Genomic DNA, 19,383 nt, shown 5'->3' with positions numbered 1-19,383 from the left:
GCGCCCGCCCAGTTCGGGCGCACCGCCGAGCGCCGTCCACGCCTGCCGGGTCGCCGCGTCCCCTACGTCTTCGGTGATCATCCGCTCATTCTGGGGCGTGGGGAGCCGGCTGTCAGCAGTAGGCGATGGCGCGGCCGCGGCGCAGCGCGTGCTCCGCCGCCCCCAGGTAGAGCGCCGTGAAGTAGGCGGCGTCCAGGTCGTCCAGCCAGGGGCCGGCGCCGTGTGCGGCGGCGGCCCGCTCCCCGTCCAGGTCGTGGAAACAGCCCGTCAGCGCGAGGTTCCCGCCGTCCCGCGGGACGCTGTCCGGCAGCCCCAGCACCGCGGCCAGCCGACGGCCCGCCTCGGCGGTGCGGTGTGCACTGCGGACCCGGGCCCCGTCGCCGCCGAGCTCCGCCGAGACCGGCAGTTCGATGACGCCGTGGAAGTCGACCGGCACCAGCACGTCCCAGTCCAGCAGGGCCTCCTCGCAGCGCCAGGCGGCGGGCTGGGCCCGGCACAGCGCCTCCAGCCCGTCGTACGGCCGGTTCACCTTCTCCTCGAACCGGTCGGGCAGGCCTTCCGGACCCGCCGGCCGCCCCGGCCGGTTCCGCCGACCGAACCGGCCCAGCAGCCCGCCCGGCCCCGGCGCAGCGCGGGCGTGCGGTCCGGCTCCCCGCCCGCCGCCCGTGTCCGGCGCCGGCTCCGGTGCGGCGGCGGCCGGGGTGAAGGTGCCCAGGCCCCGCCGCGCCAACTCCCCGTCCAGGGCGGCGCCGAGGGGTCCGTAGACCTCCCCGTTCGCCCATTCGGCCGCTTCCACGTCCACCACGTAGATCCCCATGGGCCCAAAGCTAGGGCGGGACTCTGACAGCAGCCGACGGCGACGGCTCAGCGGCGAAGCGCCGCCTCGTAGACGGGCAGCAGGGTGTCGAGGACCGCGTCCATCGAGAAGGACTGCGCGGCCAGGCTCCGCGCCGCGCCGGAGGCGGCCGCGTTCGCCGCCGGATCCAGGAGCGACAGGACCGCCGCGGCCACGCCCGCGGGGCCCGGCTCGACCGCGAGGCCGGCTCCGGCCGCCGCGACGTCCTCGGCCAGCCCGTTGGAGTGGGTCACCACCGTCGGGACGCCCACCGCGAGGGCCTCCAGCACCGACATGGGGAACGGCTCGTCCACCGACGGCAGCACGTACACGTGCGCCTGCCGCAGCTCCTCCTGCACCCCGGCGGCGGACAGCGCCCCCGGCACGGTGAACCGGTCCGCCAGGCCGAGCTCCGCGATGCGTGCGAGGACGGCGGCCCGCTCGCCCTCGTCGGGGCCCGCGACCACGAACTCGGTGTCCGGGTGCGCGGCGAGGACGGCCGGGGCGGCATCGACGAAGTCCACCGGCCGCTTGCGCGCCTGCAGGCGGGCCGAGTACAGAATGCGCGGCGGCCCGCTCGGCGCCGGGCGGGCCGCCTGCTCCGGGGTGCCGTTGACCAGCCGGACCGCGCCCGGCAGCGGCCCGCGCGCGACGGCGTCGAGCCCGTCGCGCTCGTACGGGGTGAGGTACAGCACGGCGTCCGCGCCGCGCAGCAGCCGGCGTACGGCCAGGGTGTCGAGGACCTTGGCGAGCAGCTTGCCGCTCGGGTCCACCATGCCGTGGGTCTGGAGCACGAGGGGCCGCCCGGCGCGCAGCGCCGCCAGGGCCACGGGCAGCGTGACCAGGTCCCGGGCCAGGTGGACGTGGACCACGTCGGCATCCCGTACGAGGCGCCCGGCCGAGGCCAGCAGGGCCGGCGAGGTGATGCCGCTGAAGCCGAGGGGGAGCAGCCTGCGGGCCGGGAACAGCCGCGCGGGGACGCCCTCGACCGAGGTGGGCCAGGGGTCGCCGAAGCCCTCGCCGAGGGCCACGAGGCCGGCCTCGTGGCCGCGCGCCCGCAAGCCCTTGGCGAGGTTGAGCGCGACCCGCACCGGCCCGCCGAAGGCGTTCGCGGGGGAGTGCAGGGTGACGGCGTGCAGGACTCTCACTTCGGCTCCTCCACCGGGCGGCGCTGCCCGTCCTGGGTCTGCAGGGTCAGCGCGGGGAGGTCCTTGTGGACCACCGTGCCGGCGCCCGCCACCGCGCAGCGGCCGACCGTGACCCCGGCCAGCACGGTCGCCCGTACCGCGACCCAGGCGCCGTCCTCGACGGTGATCGGGGCGTTGCGGTAGCGGAAGTCAGCGGCGCGGTGGTCGTGGGAGCCCGTGCAGAGCAGGGCCTCCTGCGAGATGCACACGTGCGAACCGATGGTGACCGGCTCCAGGTTGAGCAGCCAGGCCCCCTCGCCGATCCACGTGTGGTCGCCGACGGTGAGCTTCCACGGCCACAGCACCCGTACCCGGTGGCGTATGAGGACGCCCTCGCCGATCCGCGCGCCGAACGCGCGCAGCAGCGCCACCCGCAGCCGGGCCGGGCAGAACCACGCCATGAACACCGTGTTCATGACGGCGAACCAGAGCGCCTGGGTCAGCAGCCCGCGCCCCTTGTCGTATCCGGCCAGCGTGAAGGCAGGAAGATCACGCACCGCTCGCCCCTCGTCGTTCCGCCCCGGCCGCGCCTGCCCGGCGCGGTCCGCTCAGACTAGACTGCGCGCGGACCAGGCACTTGGGGTGGGGGCAGCAGTGGCAACGGAGATACGCAACCCCCTCCTCGCGGCGTTCCGGCCGCAGGCGCGCAACCCCTTCGAAGAGGCGGACGCGAACCGCTGGGGCCGGGCCACCAGCCCCCGCACGCTGCTCTCCCGCGCGCTGTCGGTCCCGCTCATCCTCGGATTCACCGTCTTCCTGCCGCTGTTCGTCGCCAGCCAGTCCGGGGACGGCCAGCGTGACGCCGCCTTCTGGCTCCAGCTGCTGCTCACCATGTACGCGGGCGCCCGCCTCTCGGCGATGGTGCTGACCAGCCGCCGCAAGCTGCTCCAGGGCTCTTTCTGGCTGTTCGTGTACATGGCGATGGGGGTGGCCCCGCTCGCCCAGGCGGTCCTGGGCCGGGTGCCGACCCCGGTGGTCGGCCCCCGCTCCGACCTCACGCTCGCCATCGGCCTGGTCCTGCTCGGCTGCACCGCGTTCGACGTCGGCGTGCTGCTCGCCCGGCACCGGCCGGCGGGGCGGGCGGGCGGCTCCCGCAAAGAGCGCCGCCCCGTGATGGCCCACCGGCGCCGCCTGCAGCTGCTGACGGCACTGGCCTTCCTGTGCAGCGGTGCCTTCATCCTCAAGCTCGGCGGCCCGGCGGTGTTCTTCTCCAGCCGCCAGGAGATCATCGCGGGCATCGAGGAGGCGGGCGTCTCCAACGGCGACGGCCAGGCCGGCCAGGCGTTCCTGCGCGGTTTCGGCACCGTGCCGGCGCTGCTCGCGCTGCTGCTGTACACGCGCTGGCTGATCACCTCGAAGTACGCCCGCCGCAAGGTCTCGATCCTCGTGGCCTGGGGGGCGCTGTGCGCGCTGAACCTGGTCGTCAACAACCCGATCTCCAACCCGCGCTACTGGTTCCTGACGGTCATGTTCGCGCTGCTCTTCACCGTCTTCCCGGTGAGCGCCGCGATGTACCGGGTCGCGCTGTCGATGGCGGTGGTGGTGGCCCTGCTGCTCTTCCCCTTCGCGGACCGCTTCCGGTACGACGAGAAGAACTACAAACCGGTCGAGACGACCTCGTTCCTGGAGCCGCTGGCGCTCAAGGACTACGACCAGATCGGGATGTTCGCGAACACGATCACCTTCTCCGAGTCCGGGCCCGGCCACTTCTACGGCCGGCAGCTCGCGGGATCGGTGTTCTTCGCGGTGCCGCGCTCGGTCTGGCCCGGCAAGCCGAGGGACACCGGCGTGATGGTCGGCCAGTGGATGGGCACGGTCAACACCAACCTCTCCTCCCCGATCTGGGCGGAGCTGTGGATCGACTTCGGCCCCCTCGGCATGGGAGCCGGGCTGCTCGGCATGGGGTACGCGGCCGCGCGCGTGGACCGGCGCTACGCCAAGCGGGCCACCCGCCGGGCGCCCTCGGGGAGCCTGATCTCGGTGGTCGTCCCGCTGGTCGCCGGGTACTCGTTCATCCTGCTGCGCGGGCCGCTGCTGCAGGCTTCGGGCCGGGTGGCGATCGCGGCGCTGTGCCTGGCGCTCGTGGCGACGTACCGGACGGACAAGTCCACCACCCTGCGCTGAGCCGCCGGGCGGGCCTGCGGCCGGGCAGAGGTCCGGCTACTTCGCCTCGACGTGCAGCAGCATCCGCTTGAGGAGGGCCGAGAGCGCGGCGCGCTCCGCGTCGTCGAGGGGTTCGATCATCTCCGCCTCGGCGATGCCCCGCCAGCGCATGGCCTCGCTCCACCGCCGGTGGCCGGTGTCGGTCAGCTCGACGTCGACCCGGCGGCGGTCGCCGGCGGCGCGCACCCGGCGGACCAGCCCGGCCCGCTCCAGGCTGTCGAGGCGGCCGGTCATCCCGGCGGGGGAGAGCAGCAGTTCGGCGGCGAGCTCGGCGGAGGGGGCCCGCCAGGGCGCGCCGCGGGAGGCGAGCCGGTGCATGGTCTCGAACTCGAACTCCTGCAGGCCGGTCTCGGCCAGGGCCCGCTCCTTGCCGTACTTGACGTGCTTGGCCAGCAGTTGGATCCGGGTGATGACGCCCTCGGTGGGCACGTCGAAGGGCACCTTGCCGCTCCAGCGGGCGATGTGGCGGTCGACTGAGTCCTCGGGGTCCACTGCGTCCATGCCGGGAAGTATCGCACCCCGGCGCGCATATTTCGTTGACGAATGATTTGCTGGCGAAATAGTCTCGCCGCCATGACCTCGTCGAGCAGGCGGCTCCTCGCAGGCCGTACCGCCGCGGCCCTCGCCACCGCCCTCATCCCCACCACCCTCACCCTGGCCGTCGTACGGACCGGTTCGGCCGGCGACCTCGGCATCGTGCTCGCGAGCGAGCTGCTGCCGATGCTCCTCCTGCTGCCCGTCGCCGGCGTCGTCGCCGACCGCCATCCCGCCCGGCGGGTCGTGCTCGCCGCCGACCTGGTCCGCGCCGCCGCCCAAGTTGCGACCGGGGTGCTGTTGTTGACCGGCCCCGTGCGGATCGGCTGGCTCGCCGTGCTCGCCGCCGTCACCGGCGCCGGCGTCGCCTTCGGCAACCCCTCCGCCCGCACCCTCGTCGCCGCCGTCGTCCCGGCCCCCGACCGGCTGCGCGTCAACTCCCGCCTTGCGGTGGCCGGAGGGCTCGCCCAGATCGCCGGACCCGCCGCGGCCGGCGGCATGATGCTGGCCCTCGGAGCCGGCTGGTCCTCCCTCCTCACCGCCGCCCTGTTCGCAGCCTCCGCGCTCACCCTCGGCGGACTGCGACCCGCCGCCCCGGCCGCGGCCCCCGCGGCCCGGGCCGGCTTCGCCGCCGAACTGCGGGGCGGCTGGGCCGAGGCCCGGCGCCACCCCTGGTTCCTGGCCAATGTCCTCGCCCACGGGGTCTGGCACCTCGCCGCCGGACTGCTGCTCACCCTCGGACCGCTGATCGCCGTGGAAAGCCTCGGCGGGGCCGGTTCCTGGATCGTCATCGCCCAGGCGGGCACGGCCGGGATGCTCGCCGGGGTCTGGGCGGCCGGCCGGCTCCCGATCCGCAGGCCGCTGCACGGCGTGGCCGTCGGGGCCGCCGCACAGGCCCTGCCGCTCGCCGCCCTCGCACTGCGGCTGCCGATGCCGGTGACGGCGGCGGCCTACTGTGTCGCGATGTTCGGGCTCGGGGTGCTCAGCCCCCTGTGGGAGACCGAGATGCAGCGTCGCATCCCGCTGGAGGCACTGGGCCGGGTCGGCTCCTTCGACACCCTCCTGTCGTTCGCGGCCCGCCCGCTGGGCCTGGCGGTGGCCGCCCCGCTGGCGGGGGTCACCGGCACCGCGGCGCCGCTGCTGGCCGCCGCCGTGCTGAGCGCCGCCGCCAACCTCGGGGTCCTGCTGCTTCCGGACATCCGCCGGCAACCAGTGAAACAGGAGCCCGTTCCCGCCCTGCGATGATGTGGCCTTCGTACACACGTGCCTCACCCGTGCGCGTGTGCCGACGCCGGGATCAGGGGTACGCATGTCACGTTTCGCAGGCGCGCTGCGGGAGCTGCGCGGGGCGCAGAAGTCGGCGAAGGGGGTCTCGCTCTACTCGCGGTTCGTCAACCGGCCCGCGGGGCGCTACCTGGCTGCCGCCTCCCACGTGTTCGGGCTGACCCCGAATCAGGTGACCCTGGTCAGCGCCGCCTTCAGCTTCGCCGCCGCGGCCGCCGTGGCGCTGGCCGCGCCCTCCTGGGGGCTGGGGATCGCCGTGTGGGCGGCCCTGGCCGTCGGCTTCGCCTTCGACTCCGCCGACGGGCAGCTCGCCCGGCTGCGGGGCGGCGGCAGCGCGGCCGGCGAATGGCTCGACCACGTCGTGGACTGCGCCAAGCTGACGGCACTGCACACCTGCGTGCTGATCGCCTTCCACCGCTTCCCCGACGCGTACGGGACGGGCGGCGCCGGGTGGCTGCTGGTCCCGCTGGGCTTCCAGTTCGCCGCGGTCGTCACCTTCTTCGGCGGGCTGCTGACCGAGAAGCTCAAGCCCAAGCCCGCCCCCGGCAGCCCCGCCGCCGCACCCTCGACGCTGCGTGCGGTGGCGCTGCTGCCCGTGGACTACGGGGTGTTCTGCCTGGTCTTCCTGCTGCTCGGCGGCGGGGGGCTGTTCCGCTGGGCGTACGCCGCACTGGGCGCCGTCGCGGCGCTGTTCCTGCTGGCGTTCCTCGTGAAGTGGTTCCGGGAGCTCAACGCCGTTCCGCGGTGACGGAATCCGCGGGCGGCTCGGCGAGCGCGTCCAGGGCCCGGCGCAGCTGGGTGCTGGACGTGTGCACCGTGTAGGGGAAGTACACGACGTCGACGCCGACGGCCGCGAAGTCCCGCTCCAGCTTGTCGCCCTTGGGCGTGCCCCGCCAGTCGTCGCCCTTGAAGAGCACGTCGAAACGGACCTGCTTCCAGGTCTCCACCTTGTCGGGAACCGTCTCGACGAACGCGGCGTCCACGTACCTCACACTGCGGACGATCTCCAGCCGCTCCACCAGCGGGATCATCGGACGGCGTCCCTTGGCCAGTTCGGCCATCTCGTCGGAGACCACGCCGGCCACCAGGTAGTCGCACTGGCTCCGGGCGTGCCGGAGGATGTTGAGGTGTCCGATGTGGAAGAGGTCGTACGCGCCCGGCGCATAGCCGACGCGATACGGTCGGCGCGCCCCCGCGCCAGGTTCGGACATGTCGCGCTCCGTCATGAGTTACCCCCCAGCAACCACACCCCCCGGTGTGGTGGATTAGCAGACAATAGCGTGCACGTTCCACGGCATGCCGGTGAACGAATAGGGTGACGTGCGCATCATCCTGGGGAGAAGGGGACCTCACGTGTCCACATCCGGTCATCGGCGCTTGCTGCTGGTTTCCACCAACTACGCTCCCGAGCACGCGGGAATCGGTCCGTATGCCACCCAGATCGCAGAGCACTGGGCGGATCTCGGCCACGATACGCACGTCCTCGCCGGCATGCCGCACTACCCGTCGTGGTCGCTCGAACCGGAGTACAAGGGAGCCTTGCGGCGCACGGAACGGCGTGCGGGAGTCACCGTGCACCGGCGTGCGCACACCGTGCCCGCCGTCCAAACCGCCGTGAAGCGCGCCCTGTTCGAAGGATCGATTCTCCTCCACGGTGCCGCCGCCCCGCCCCGGATGCCCCGCCCGCACGCGGTCATGGCCCAGATGCCCAGCCTGGCCGGCGGCGTGCTCGCCGCCCGCCTCGCCGCGAAGTGGAAGGTGCCCTTCGTCCCGGTCGTCCAGGACCTGATGGGCGCCGCCGCCGCACAGAGCGGCATCAGCGGCGGCGACAAGGCGGCCGCCCTCGCCGGGCGCGCGGAGGCCTACGCCCTGAAGCGGGCCACCCTCGTCGGCGTCATCCACGAGACCTTCGTCGACCGCGTCGTCGGCATGGGCGTGGACCCGAAGAAGATCCGCCTCGTTCCCAACTGGTCGCACGTGCCCCAGCCGACCAAGCCGCGCGGCGAGACCCGCCACCACCTCGGCTGGGCGCCCGGCCAGACCGTCGTGCTGCACTCCGGCAACATGGGCCTCAAGCAGGGCCTGGAGGTCCTCGTCGGGGCCGCCCGCCTCGACCCGGGCGTCCGCTTCGTCCTGATGGGCGACGGCAGCCAGCGCCCCGCCCTGGAGGCCCTGTCGGCCGACGTCCCGAACCTGGACATCATCCCCCCTGCCGCCGACGGAGAGTTCCCGGATATCCTCGCGGCGGCGGACGTACTCGCCGTCACACAGCATGCGGCCGTGCTCGACATGAGCGTGCCGTCCAAACTGACCTCCTACTTCCAGGCCGGCCGTCCCGTCGTCGCCTCCGTGGCGGCAGAGGGCGGCACCGCCCAGGAGGTGGAACGTTCGGGCGCCGGGGTGCTCGTACCGCCGGAGGACCCCGAGGCCCTGCTGAAGGCCGTACGGGTCCTCGCCGAGGACCCCGAGGGCGCCGACGCACTGGGGGCGGCCGGGCCCCGCCACGTGGCGGCCCACCTGAGCCGTGACGCGGGCCTGGCCCGCATCGACGCACTGATAGACGAAGCACTTGGGGGTCCGCAGCCGTGATCGAGACGAACCGCCCCGCAGCGGTCCCGGCTGAGGACGAACCCGACCTCCTGCGGGACCAGTTCCGCCAACTCCTGCGCTACCGACGGCTCATCGGCGCAGGACTGGGCGTCGGACTGCTGGGCGGTGTCTACCTCGGCATCTCCACCGCCGACACCTACGTCGCGACCGCGGACGTGGTCCTGCGCGCGCCCACGGACGACCCGTTCAACCCGAGCCTCGCCCCCGACAAGGCGATCAACATCGGCTCCGAGCGCCAGGTCGCCCTCTCCAGCTCCATCGCCAACGAGGCCGCCAAGAAGCTCGGCGTGTCCGCCAAGGACTTCGCCGGGCTGCGCGCCGGCCTCCAGGTGACCAATCCGCCGCAGACCATGGTCCTGCGCTTCACCTATACCGCCTCCTCCCCGAAGGAGGCCGCGAAGCGCGCCAACGCGATGACCGACGCCTACCTGCTCAAGCGGCAGGAATCGCTCGACGTCACCCGCGACACGATGGTCAAGGGCTACCAGGACCAGCGCGACCCCGTCGCCAAGCAGCTCGACGAGCTCGTCAAGCAGATCAACGGCATGCCGGCCGGCCCGGCGCGCGACACCGCCTACTCCTCCAAGACCGACCTGCAGAGCAAGCTCAACACGCTCAACGGCAACATCGCCAAGCTCCAGGCCCTGGACATGACCCCCGGGCGGGTCACCAGCGCCGCCACCCCGCCCGGCGACGGCGACGGCCCCGGCATCCCCATGTCCCTCGCCCTCGGCGCGGCGGTGGGCCTCGCGCTCGGCCTTCTCGCCGCCTGGGTCCGGCTCGTCTTCGACCCGGCGCCGCGCTCCGAGGGCGATGTCGCACGGGCCCTGCGCGCCCCCGTCCTGGGCTCCCTGCCGCGGGACAAGAGCGCCGGCGGGCCGCTGCTCGCGGCCGGCGAGGAAGACCCCCGCCTCGCGGAGGAGTTCCGCCAGGTGGCCTTCCGGCTCGCCTACGACTCCCGCTTCGCCGACCGCCGCCGCCTGCTCGTCGTCGCCCCGCGCGGCAGCAGCGAGATCGCCGCCGCCGTGGCCGTGAACCTGGCCGCCTCCTTCGCGGAGACCGGCAAGGACGTCCTGCTCATCGAAGCCGACCTGCGCACCCCCGTCCTGGCCAGCCAGCTGCCCACCGACGCCGGCGGCCGGCCGCGCCAGGGCCAGATGCCGGACGCCCCCGCGCAGGGCGACTCCGACTGGCCCGACGGGCGCCAGCTCGTCGTCGACGCCGGCGAGTCCGGCGCCTTCGACCTGATCCCCGGAGACCGGGTCCGCAACGTGGCCCGCGCGCTGACCTCCCCGCGCGCCACCCGGCTGATCTCCGAGGCCGACTCGCCCAACTCCACCGTCGTGGTCCTCGCCCCGCCCGTCCTGTCGTACGCCGACGCCCTCGCCCTCGTCGACCGCGTCGACGGGGTCCTCGTCGTCTGCGACCCGCGTGCCGTGCACCGCAGCGACCTGACCCGGATCCGCGAACTGATCACCGGCGCCGGCGGCACCGTGCTCGGCGCCGTCGTGCACGCCCCGCTGCCCGTCGAGAAGCGCGGCCGCGGCGGCAAGTCCACGGGCTCCTCCCCGGCCCCGGCCCCGGCGCCCGCGCCCCGGCAGCAGCACCAGCCGCTCACCCGGCAGCCGGCCGGGCACGACCAGCACATCCAGGGCGACGGCACCGACACCGTCGCCCTGCGCACCGTCCGCACGGGCAACAGGTGAGCCGGCGGGCCGTCGCCGCCGCCTCCTCCGTCCTCGACCAGGCCGCCTCCAGCGCCACCAACATCCTCGTGCTGGTGCTGGCGGCCCGGCTGTCCCCGGCGGCCGGCTTCGCCGACTTCTCCATGGTGTACGTGGCGTTCAGCGTGCTCCTCGGGCTGAACACGGCGTACGTCGGCCAGACGGTGGTCCTGGAGAAGGACGGCGACCGGCTCGGCGCCGTGTGCCGCTCGGCGGCCGGGTTCACCGCGGCCGCCGCGGCCGCCGCCGGAGCGGTCCTCGCCGCCGTCGGCCTTGCCCTGCCCGCCGCCCCCGGACGTGCCTTCCTCGCCCTGGGCCTCGTCCTGCCGATCGTCCTCGTCCAGGACGGCCTGCGGTACTGCTTCTCCGCACTGCGCACCCCCGAGCGGGCCCTCGCCGCGGACGCGCTGCGGCTCGTGTGCGTCGTCGGGGCCCTGCTCTCCCAGCCCGAAGGGGCCTCACCCGGACGGCTGGTGCTGGTGTGGGGGCTGTCCGCGCTCCCGGCGCTGGGGATCGGCCTGCTGCTGCTCCGCCCGTACGTGCGCGGGGCGCGGGCGGAGCTGCGCCCCTACCTGCGGCGCGGCCACCTCGGGCAGCGGTTCGCGGTGGAGTTCGCCGTCGGCAACGGCTCCAGCCAGCTCGCCGTGCTGGGCCTCGGCGTGTTCGCCACCCCGCTCGCGGTCGGCGCCCTGCGCGGCGCCACCACCCTCTTCGGCCCGCTGAACGTCCTGTTCAACTCGGCGAACGCGTTCGGTCCGCCGGTGGTGGGCCGGGCCCCCGGCAAGCGGGGCGTGGTCCGGCTGACCCTGCTGACGGGCGCCGTGCTCGCGGTCCTCGGCGCCGGCTGGGCGGCCGTGCTGTACGCGCTGCCCGACCGGACGGGCCGGCAGCTGCTCGGCGACACCTGGGGGGCGGCCGCCGCGCTGCTGCCCGCGACGGGTGCGCAGTACGCGGTCATGGGCCTGGGCACCTGCGCCCTGCTCACCCTGCGGGTCCTGGCCCCGAAGGCCACCCTCTCCCTCCAGGTGGTCTTCTCCCTGCTGTCGGTGGTGTTCCTGCTCGGCGGCTACGCGGCCTTCGGCACCGCCGGGGCGGCCTGGGGGCTGGCGGCGGGCTCCGCGCTCAAGGCCGCGGCCGGCTGGCTGCGGGTGGCCCGCCTCCGGGTCCCCGCCGAGCCGCCGGCCATCGCCGCCTGACGGCGCCCGACCGCGCCCGACCCCGCGTCGCACCGCGCCCGCGTCGCACCGCGCCCGCGTCGCACCGCGACCGCAGCGGGCCGTGGGGCCCGCCCGTCCGGGGCCCTCAGTCCGCCACCCGCAGCAGCAGCACCGACCGGGCCGGCACCGTGAGCGTCTGCCCGCCGCGGTGCCGGGTGCCCGGCGGCGCCGCCTGGTCCTCCCGGGCGGTGTCCAGCAGCAGCTCGTACTCCCGCGCCCACGGCGGCCCCGGCAGCACCCACGACAGCGGCCGGTCCCCGGCGTGCAGCAGCGCCAGGAAGCTGTCGTCGAAGACCTGCCGGCCCTGCGCGTCCCGCCCCGGGATGTCCCGCCCGGACAGGTACATGCCGAGGGCGGCCGTCGGCGCGTACCAGTCCCGCTCCGTCATCTCGGCGCCCGCCGCAGTGAACCAGGCCAGGTCCCGCAGCCCGTCCGCGCCCTGCGCCCGGCCCGAGAAGAACGCCCGCCGGCGCAGCACCGGGTGCCGGCGGCGCAGCTCCACCAGCCGCTCGGTCAGCGTGCACAGCTCGCGCCAGGCCGGATCGTCCAGCAGCGACCAGTCCACCCAGCCCGTCTCGTTGTCCTGGCAGTACGCGTTGTTGTTGCCGCCCTGCGTCCGCCCGAACTCGTCGCCCGCCACCAGCATCGGCACCCCCGTGGACAGCAGCAGCGTGGTCAGCAGGTTGCGCAGCTGCCGGCGCCGCAGCCCGCGGATCCGGGCGTCGTCCGTCTCGCCCTCCGCACCGCAGTTCCACGAGCGGTTGTCGTTCGTGCCGTCCCGGCCCGCCTCGCCGTTGGCGTCGTTGTGCTTGCGCTCGTACGACACCAGGTCCCGCAGGGTGAAGCCGTCGTGGGCGGTCACGAAGTTCACCGAGGCGTACGGCCTCCGCCCGCCCCACGCGTACAGGTCGCTCGACCCCGACAGCCGGTACCCCAGGTCCCGTACGTCCGGCAGCGCGCCCCGCCAGAAGTCCCGCACCGCATCCCGGTAGCGGTCGTTCCACTCCGTCCACAGCGGGGGGAAGGCGCCCACCTGGTAGCCGCCCGAGCCGACGTCCCACGGCTCGGCGATCAGCTTGACCCGCCTGAGGACCGGGTCCTGGGCGATCACCGCGAGGAACGGCGAGAGCATGTCCACGTCGTGCATCGACCGGGCCAGCGCCGCCGCCAGATCGAAGCGGAAGCCGTCCACGCCCATCTCCGTCACCCAGTAGCGCAGGGAGTCCGTGATCAGGCGGAGGACATGGGGGCGGCCCGCGTGCAGGGTGTTCCCGCAGCCGGTGTAGTCGGCGTAGCGGCGCGGGTCGGACTGCAGCCGGTAGTAGCCGCGGTTGTCGATGCCGCGCAGCGACAGGGTCGGGCCCAGCTCGCCCGCCTCCGCCGTGTGGTTGTAGACCACGTCGAGGATGACCTCGATCCCCGCCGCGTGCAGCGCCTTCACCATCCGCTTGAACTCGCCGACCTGCTGCCCGGCCGTACCCGACGCGGAGTAGCCGGCGTGGGGGGCGAAGTAGCCGATCGAGTTGTAGCCCCAGTAGTTGCGCAGCCCCCGGCGCAGCAGGTGGTCCTCGTGCGCGAACTGGTGCACCGGCAGCAGCTCGACCGCGGTCACCCCGAGCCGGGTCAGGTGCTCGACCGCCGCCGGATGCGCAAGGCCCGCGTACGTGCCGCGCAGCTCCTCCGGGATCCCCGGATGGCGCATCGTGAACCCGCGCACGTGCAGCTCGTAGATGACCGAGTCGGACCACGGCGTCTTCGGCCGGACGTCGTCCGCCCAGTCGTCGTCATCGTGGACCACCACGCCCTTGGGCACGTACGGCGCCGAGTCCCGGTCGTCGCGCACCGTGTCCGCGATGTACTGCTGCGGCCAGTCCCGGACGTGCCCGTACACCTCCGGCGGCAGCACGCCGTAATCGTTTCCCCCGGCGCCGTCGACGGCCCGCGCGTACGGGTCCAGCAGCAGCTTCGCCGGATTGAACCGCGCCCCCGTCCAGGGGTCCCAGCGGCCGTGCACCCGGAAGCCGTACCGCTGCCCGGGCCGCACACCCGGCAGGAAGCCGTGCCAGATCTCGTGCGTCAGCTCGGTCAGCGCGCACCGGGTCTCGGCCCCGTCCGCGTCGAACAGGCAGACCTCCACGGCCTCCGCGCCCTGTGCCCACAGCGCGAAGTTGGTGCCCGCCGTCCCGTCCGGCCCGGCCCTGAACCTCGCCCCCAGCGGGTGCGAGGACCCCGGCCACACCGGGGGCCCCTCGGGCGGTGCGGCCCGCCGCACCGGCTCCCGGCCCTGCGCGACAACGCCCGGGCCCCCGACTTCCCCCATGGCGGCGGCATCCACCGCCTCGTGCTCGGCTGCGCTCGACAATGCCCGCCTCCACGGCTCTGGGTACCGGCGGGGGCAGGGCTGTGCGGCCCGGGCGTCCCGGCCCGGTCCCGCCCCCGTCTGGTCCTTCTCACTGTTCTGCCCGGACAGTTCCCCCCGGAACGTGGCCCGCGGCCTCGTTTCCCCCGGGGGGCCCGGTCGTTGGAGGGGTCGTGAGATTTGTGACGAGGCGGGCAGGGGCGGGTTGGGCCGCCGTGGCGGCATGGGCGTGCCTGCTGGGCGGCCTGGCCGGATGCACCGGGGACGGCCGCTCACCGGTCGAGATCCAGCTGCCCGGCAAACCCCGGGCGCCCGAGGAGGCCATCCGGATCACTCCCGAGGACAACGCCAAGGGGGTACCGGCCGACGGCCCGCTGACCGTCCGCGTGCCCGAGGGGCGTCTGGAGCGGGTCGTGGTCACCAAGGTGGAGGACGCCCAGCAGGAGCGCGTCCCCGGCAGCATCGCCCCCGACGGACTGAGCTGGAGCCCCGACCCGAAGGCCGGGAAGCTCGCCCTCGCGGCCAAGTACACCGTCGACGCGGTCGCCCGCGACGGCCACGACCGCCGCCAGGCCCGGCACACCACGTTCACCACCTTCGTGCCGGGGGAGCGGTTCATCGGCTACTTCAAGCCCGAGAACCGCTCCACCGTCGGCGTCGGCATGATCGTCTCGTTCAACTTCAGCCGCCCCATCGAGAACCGGGCCGAAGTGGAGCGGGCCATCACCGTCACCGCCGACCCGGCCGTGGAGGTCTCCGGCCACTGGTTCGGCCGCAACCGCCTCGACTTCCGGCCCAAGCAGTACTGGGAGCCGGGCACCGAGGTCTCCGTCAGGATGCGGCTGCGCGACGTCCAGGGCGCCCCCGGCGCGTACGGCATCCAGGACAAGACCGTCCGGTTCACCGTCGGCCGCTCCCAGGTCTCCACCGTGGACGCGGCCGCGCACACCATGGAAGTACGGCGCGACGGGCAGCTCCTGTCCACCGTCCCGATCACCGCCGGCGCGCCCGAGAACACCACCTACAACGGGAAGATGGTGGTGATGGAGATGTTCGACGTCACCCGCATGAACGGCCAGACCGTCGGCTTCGGCGGCGAGTACGACATCCCCGACGTCCCGCACGCGATGCGGCTGACCACCTCCGGGACCTTCCTCCACGGCAACTACTGGGCCAGCCCCGACACCTTCGGCTCCACCAACGTCAGCCACGGCTGCGTCGGCCTCCGCGACGACAAGGGCGGCGGCTCGGACACCCCCGCCGGCTGGTTCTTCGACCGGACCCTGGTCGGGGACGTGGTGGAGGTCGTCAACTCGACGGACAAGACGGTGGCCCCGAACAACGGCCTCGGCGGCTGGAACATGTCCTGGGCCGACTGGGTGGCCGGCTCCGCCATCGCCTGACCGGGGCACTCCGCGCACCGGCCGGGCCGGGCCCGGCCGCGGCCCGCACGGCGGGTCCGTCCGATCGGAATGCCGTGGCGGGCACGTGTCCCCGCGCGCCCCGGCCGCTTCCCGCGTCCAGCCTGTCAGGGCACCCGGAGCAGGCGGCGCAGACAGGGCGTCAGGGCAGCAAGGAACCGGTCCCTCGGGCTCGCGAACGGAGCCGTCCCCGGCGTCGGCGGTGCCCGCCGGCGCCGTCGCGGCCGCCCGCCCGGACGGCCGGAAGCCGCGGCCGGCCACCGGCACGGTCGACGTCCGCAGGGTCGACCCCGAGGGCGCCTCCCTCTCCGGCGCCACCTTCCGGCCGTGGCGGGAGGCGAACGGCGTCGAAGGCCTCCGGGCGGACGGCACCGTCCGCGACGAGCTCGTCAGGGGCTCCTGCGTGACCGGCGCCGACGCCCCGGGAGACGGACGGCACGGCGGGCCTGCAGACCGAGGGACGGGCCCGGGGGCACGGGAACGATGCCCCGGCCCGGACCTCGCGGGGGGTGGAGCGGCCCCTCCGGCCACCCCGCCCCGCCGTACGGCACGTCTTGGGACGGAACGGTGACATGACCGTTTCTCTTCGTGATATCTCCATGTGATTTCCTGTCGGCATGCGCGCGACCGTCCGCGCGCGGGGGACATGGGGAGAAGAAGAGTGAACCTGCAGCCGATACGCGGCCGCGCCCGCCGTACCGGCCTGCCGGCCCTCCTGCTGGGAGCGGCACTGCTGTTCACCAGCGCGTGCAGCGGCGGCGGGTCGGGCGGCGGGTCGGGGGCCGGCAACGGCGGCGCCGCCGGGGGAGCCAAGGCCGGCAACGAGGCGTCGAAGGCCGTCGTCAGCGTCAAGCCGGACGACGGCTCCAAAGAAGTCGAGACCAGCGGCGTGCTGAAGATAACGAGCACGGGCGGCAAGCTCACGACGGTGACGGTCGCCGACACCAAGGGCAATGCGGTGGAGGGCAAGCTCGCCGCCGACGGGACGAGCTGGGAGCCGGCGCGCCACCTGGCGTCGGCCACCGAGTACAAGGTGCACGCCGTCGCCAAGGACGAGGCGGGCCGGGAGTCCGCCAAGGACACCACCTTCACCACCCTCACCCCGAAGAACACCTTCGTCGGCCACTACACGCCGGAGGACGGCCAGACCGTCGGCGTGGGCATGCCGGTGTCGTTCAACTTCACCCGCGGCATCACCAACCCCGAGGCCGTCGAGAAGGCCATCACGGTCACGGCCGAGCCGTCGGTCCCGATCGAGGGCCACTGGTTCGGCAACGACCGCCTCGACTTCCGCCCGGAGAAGTACTGGGCCGCGGGCACCAAGGTCACCGTGAAGATCGCGCTCGACGGTGTCGAGGGCCGCCCCGGCGTCTACGGCAAGCAGACCCGTACGGTCACGTTCACCATCGGCCGCTCGCAGGTCTCCACGGTCGACGCGAGCGAGCACACCATGCAGGTCGTCCGCGACGGCCAGGTCATCAAGAACATTCCGATCACCGCGGGCGCCCCCGCGACGACCACCTACAACGGGCAGATGGTCATCAGCGAGAAGTACAAGGTGACCCGTATGAACGGCGCCACCGTGGGCTTCGGCGGCGAGTACGACATCTCCGACGTCCCGCACGCGATGCGCCTGTCGAACTCGGGCACCTTCGTCCACGGCAACTACTGGGCCCCGTCGAGCACCTTCGGCTCGGAGAACGTCAGCCACGGCTGCATCGGCCTGAAGGACGTCCGCGGCGCCGGCGACGGCAACCAGCCCGCCGCATGGTTCTTCAACGAGTCGCTGATCGGCGACGTGGTCGTGGTGAAGAACTCGAAGGACAAGCAGATCGCCCCGGACAACGGCCTCAACGGCTGGAACATGGACTGGGCGGAGTGGATCAAGTAGTCCCCGCCGCCGCGTAGTCGGCGCGGCCCCGAAGCGGCCCGGTGCTGTGACCCACAGCACCGGGCCGCTTCTGTTAACCGGTGTTAACCGGGGCTAACCTTCCCCGTATGACCCTCTCTCTCGAAGTCTCCGAAGGCGTCGGCACCATCCGCCTGGACCGGCCGCCCATGAACGCCCTGGACATCGCCACCCAGGACCGGCTGCGCGAGCTGGCGGTGGAGGCCACCGACCGGTCCGACGTCCGCGCCGTCATCATCTACGGCGGCGAGAAGGTGTTCGCCGCCGGCGCGGACATCAAGGAGATGCAGACGATGGACCACGCGGCGATGGTCGCCCGGTCCCGCGCGCTGCAGGACGCCTTCACCGCCGTGGCCCGGATCCCCAAGCCGGTCGTCGCGGCCGTCACCGGATACGCCCTGGGCGGCGGCTGCGAGCTGGCCCTGTGCGCCGACTACCGCATCGCCGCCGACAACGCGAAGCTCGGCCAGCCCGAGATCCTGCTCGGTCTGATCCCGGGTGCCGGCGGCACCCAGCGGTTGTCCCGGCTCATCGGCCCCTCCAAGGCCAAGGACCTCATCTTCACCGGCCGCATGGTCAAGGCCGACGAGGCGCTCGCCCTCGGCCTCGTGGACCGCGTCGTGCCCGCCGCCGAGGTGTACGAGCAGGCGCACGCCTGGGCCGCGAAGCTCGCGCAGGGCCCGGCCATCGCGCTGCGTGCCGCCAAGGAGTGCGTGGACGCGGGTCTGGAGGCGGACATCGACACGGGCCTGACCATCGAACGCAACTGGTTCGCGGGCCTGTTCGCCACCGAGGACCGCGAGCGGGGCATGCGCAGCTTCGTCGAGGAGGGCCCGGGCAAGGCCAAGTTCCTCTGAGGCGCGTCCGGTTCTCGCCGGTCCTCCGTGGGGGTGCATTAGCCCCGCCTTAAAGCAGGCTTAAGGAGGGCCGGCGATCCACTCCGGGTTGCCGCCGCCGCGCGGTGCGTCACCGCAGATCAGGGTGGTCGTGTCGGTGTCGGATTGCCCAACGCATATGCCGGAGCGGCGTGTTGGCGGCAGACGCCGCAGGGGGTGTTTTCCCGCGGAAGGGCCCGGACGGGCGCGTCGGCCGTCCATGATGGGTTCATGGCGGGCCTGGAGGGTGTGGAACAGCCGCGGCAGCGCAGCAGCGCTTCCGCTGCACGGCCGACGGCGGCTCTGGAGGACGAACAGGGCCTCAGGGCTCTGGAGTTGTACGGGAATCCGGCCGAGGTGGAGGTGACGCTGCCCTCCATGCCGGAGTCGGCCGGTACGGCCCGCCGGCTCACCCAGTACGTGGTGATCCGCTTCTGGGGGTTCTCGCCGCAGGTGTCCGAGCACACCGTCCTGCTCGTTTCCGAACTCGTCGGGAACGCGGTGCGGCACACCGGCGCCCGCTCCTTCGGCTTACGGATGCAACGGCGGCGCGGCTGGATCCGGGTCGAGGTGCGCGACCCCTCGCGCGGGCTGCCCTGCCTGATGCCGGTCCACGAGCTGGACACCACCGGCCGGGGCCTCTTCCTCGTCGACAAGCTCTCCGACCGCTGGGGTGCCGACCTGCTGCCGCGCGGCAAGGTCACCTGGTTCGAGATGCGGGTGGCCGACCGCTGAGCGGGTCCGCGAACGCCTGAAGCCCCCGTTCGCCGTAGTGCGGCGCCTGGGGGCTCCATGGGTACGCCGAGGATCGAAGGGGGTGTGATCCTCGGCGAGGCGACTTCGCTCGGGTCAATGGGGAAGCCGTGCCTCCGACTATGGCAGATGGGGGACCGAATGCCAAAACCCCCAACTTGGACATAAGTGAGCAAATCCCAAGAGTCTGCATTTAAATCACAGGTGAGGTCGGCCACCCACCTCGCAATTGGTGAATAGGTATCCACCGCTCCGTGTGATTCCTTGATCCCAGGGTGGATGGACCGCCGTATGGGTTCACTTCGGTCGGGGCCCCGAAATGGGTCAATCGTTATATTCCGGGAGATTCCCCTCTTAAATGGGCGGGTGCCCTGCTACCCGGACCGCCGATCCGCCCTCCGCGCCGGCACGGCGGCCGCCACCGCCGCCCTCGCCACCGCGTGCGGAGCCGCGGCGGGCGGCCCGGCCCCCGCACCGCGGACGCCGAAGGCCGAGCCCGCACCGGCCGTCCC

The 19,383-nt window shown here is 73.5% G+C and carries 16 protein-coding genes; 10 read left to right on the top strand and 6 right to left on the bottom strand.

The window, feature by feature from the left end; genetic code table 11:
- Nucleotides 1–112 precede the first annotated feature (112 nt).
- The 3 genes from HYE82_RS20375 to HYE82_RS20365 are packed head-to-tail and all read right to left on the bottom strand — an operon-like array spanning nt 113 to nt 2,519.
- Complete coding sequence (locus HYE82_RS20375; RefSeq protein ID WP_179175535.1) at nt 113–817, bottom strand: hypothetical protein; 705 nt, start codon at nt 815–817, stop codon at nt 113–115.
- Between the two features lie 47 nt (nt 818–864).
- Nucleotides 865–1,983: a glycosyltransferase gene (locus HYE82_RS20370; protein WP_179175547.1), complete on the bottom strand. Its 1,119-nt coding sequence runs from the start codon at nt 1,981–1,983 to the stop codon at nt 865–867.
- Nucleotides 1,980–2,519: a WcaF family extracellular polysaccharide biosynthesis acetyltransferase gene (locus HYE82_RS20365; protein ID WP_179175546.1), complete on the bottom strand. Its 540-nt coding sequence runs from the start codon at nt 2,517–2,519 to the stop codon at nt 1,980–1,982. The genes HYE82_RS20370 and HYE82_RS20365 overlap by 4 nt, the downstream gene beginning before the upstream one ends.
- A gap of 208 nt (nt 2,520–2,727) precedes the next feature.
- Here HYE82_RS20365 and HYE82_RS20360 point away from each other — a divergent pair, with 208 nt between their 5' ends.
- On the top strand, nt 2,728–4,146 hold the full coding sequence (locus HYE82_RS20360) for a hypothetical protein (protein ID WP_179175550.1): 1,419 nt from the start codon (nt 2,728–2,730) through the stop codon (nt 4,144–4,146).
- A 36-nt stretch (nt 4,147–4,182) separates the two neighbouring features.
- On the opposite strand, the gene HYE82_RS20355 is transcribed toward HYE82_RS20360, so the two are convergent.
- The gene (locus HYE82_RS20355; protein ID WP_179175545.1) at nt 4,183–4,686 is read right to left on the bottom strand and encodes a MarR family winged helix-turn-helix transcriptional regulator; all 504 of its coding nucleotides are present in this window, start codon (nt 4,684–4,686) and stop codon (nt 4,183–4,185) included.
- 72 nt (nt 4,687–4,758) lie between these two features.
- Between HYE82_RS20355 and HYE82_RS20350 the strand changes: the two genes are divergently transcribed.
- On the top strand, nt 4,759–5,964 hold the full coding sequence (locus HYE82_RS20350; protein ID WP_179175544.1) for an MFS transporter: 1,206 nt from the start codon (nt 4,759–4,761) through the stop codon (nt 5,962–5,964).
- A gap of 64 nt (nt 5,965–6,028) precedes the next feature.
- Nucleotides 6,029–6,751 (top strand): CDP-alcohol phosphatidyltransferase family protein, encoded by a 723-nt coding sequence (locus HYE82_RS20345; protein WP_179175543.1) that lies wholly within the window; start codon nt 6,029–6,031, stop codon nt 6,749–6,751.
- Here the strand turns inward: HYE82_RS20345 and HYE82_RS20340 are convergent.
- Complete coding sequence (locus tag HYE82_RS20340) at nt 6,732–7,214, bottom strand: adenylyltransferase/cytidyltransferase family protein (RefSeq protein ID WP_179175542.1); 483 nt, start codon at nt 7,212–7,214, stop codon at nt 6,732–6,734. The genes HYE82_RS20345 and HYE82_RS20340 overlap by 20 nt on opposite strands.
- Before the next feature lie 172 nt (nt 7,215–7,386).
- On the opposite strand from HYE82_RS20340, the gene HYE82_RS20335 reads away from it, so the two are divergent.
- The 3 genes from HYE82_RS20335 to HYE82_RS20325 are packed head-to-tail and all read left to right on the top strand — an operon-like array spanning nt 7,387 to nt 11,533.
- Nucleotides 7,387–8,592 (top strand): glycosyltransferase family 4 protein, encoded by a 1,206-nt coding sequence (locus tag HYE82_RS20335; protein ID WP_179175549.1) that lies wholly within the window; start codon nt 7,387–7,389, stop codon nt 8,590–8,592.
- Nucleotides 8,589–10,319, top strand: coding sequence for a lipopolysaccharide biosynthesis protein (locus HYE82_RS20330; protein ID WP_179175541.1), 1,731 nt, complete (start codon nt 8,589–8,591; stop codon nt 10,317–10,319). Before HYE82_RS20335 ends, HYE82_RS20330 begins: the two co-directional genes overlap by 4 nt.
- A complete protein-coding gene (locus tag HYE82_RS20325; protein WP_179175540.1) occupies nt 10,316–11,533 on the top strand; it encodes a hypothetical protein in 1,218 nt (405 codons plus the stop codon). Before HYE82_RS20330 ends, HYE82_RS20325 begins: the two co-directional genes overlap by 4 nt.
- A 106-nt stretch (nt 11,534–11,639) precedes the next feature.
- On the opposite strand, the gene glgX is transcribed toward HYE82_RS20325, so the two are convergent.
- Nucleotides 11,640–13,874, bottom strand: a complete 2,235-nt coding sequence (gene glgX / locus HYE82_RS20320) for a glycogen debranching protein GlgX (RefSeq protein WP_256987469.1) — start codon at nt 13,872–13,874, stop codon at nt 11,640–11,642.
- A 254-nt stretch (nt 13,875–14,128) separates the two neighbouring features.
- On the opposite strand from glgX, the gene HYE82_RS20315 reads away from it, so the two are divergent.
- The 4 genes from HYE82_RS20315 (at nt 14,129) to HYE82_RS20300 (ending at nt 18,853) form a co-directional block, all read left to right on the top strand.
- Nucleotides 14,129–15,316, top strand: coding sequence for an Ig-like domain-containing protein (locus tag HYE82_RS20315; RefSeq protein WP_309144387.1), 1,188 nt, complete (start codon nt 14,129–14,131; stop codon nt 15,314–15,316).
- Between the two features lie 685 nt (nt 15,317–16,001).
- A complete protein-coding gene (locus HYE82_RS20310; protein ID WP_256987468.1) occupies nt 16,002–17,225 on the top strand; it encodes an Ig-like domain-containing protein in 1,224 nt (407 codons plus the stop codon).
- 107 nt (nt 17,226–17,332) lie between these two features.
- Nucleotides 17,333–18,100, top strand: a complete 768-nt coding sequence (locus HYE82_RS20305) for an enoyl-CoA hydratase/isomerase family protein (protein ID WP_179175537.1) — start codon at nt 17,333–17,335, stop codon at nt 18,098–18,100.
- Between the two features lie 249 nt (nt 18,101–18,349).
- Nucleotides 18,350–18,853 (top strand): anti-sigma regulatory factor, encoded by a 504-nt coding sequence (locus HYE82_RS20300; protein ID WP_256987467.1) that lies wholly within the window; start codon nt 18,350–18,352, stop codon nt 18,851–18,853.
- The last annotated feature ends 530 nt before the right edge of the window (nt 18,854–19,383 follow it).

Source organism: Streptomyces sp. BR123, assembly GCF_013401435.1.
Taxonomy (GTDB): domain Bacteria; phylum Actinomycetota; class Actinomycetes; order Streptomycetales; family Streptomycetaceae; genus Streptomyces.
The sequence above is the reverse complement of the archived record's forward strand: the minus strand, read 5'-3'. Positions and strand labels throughout refer to the sequence as shown.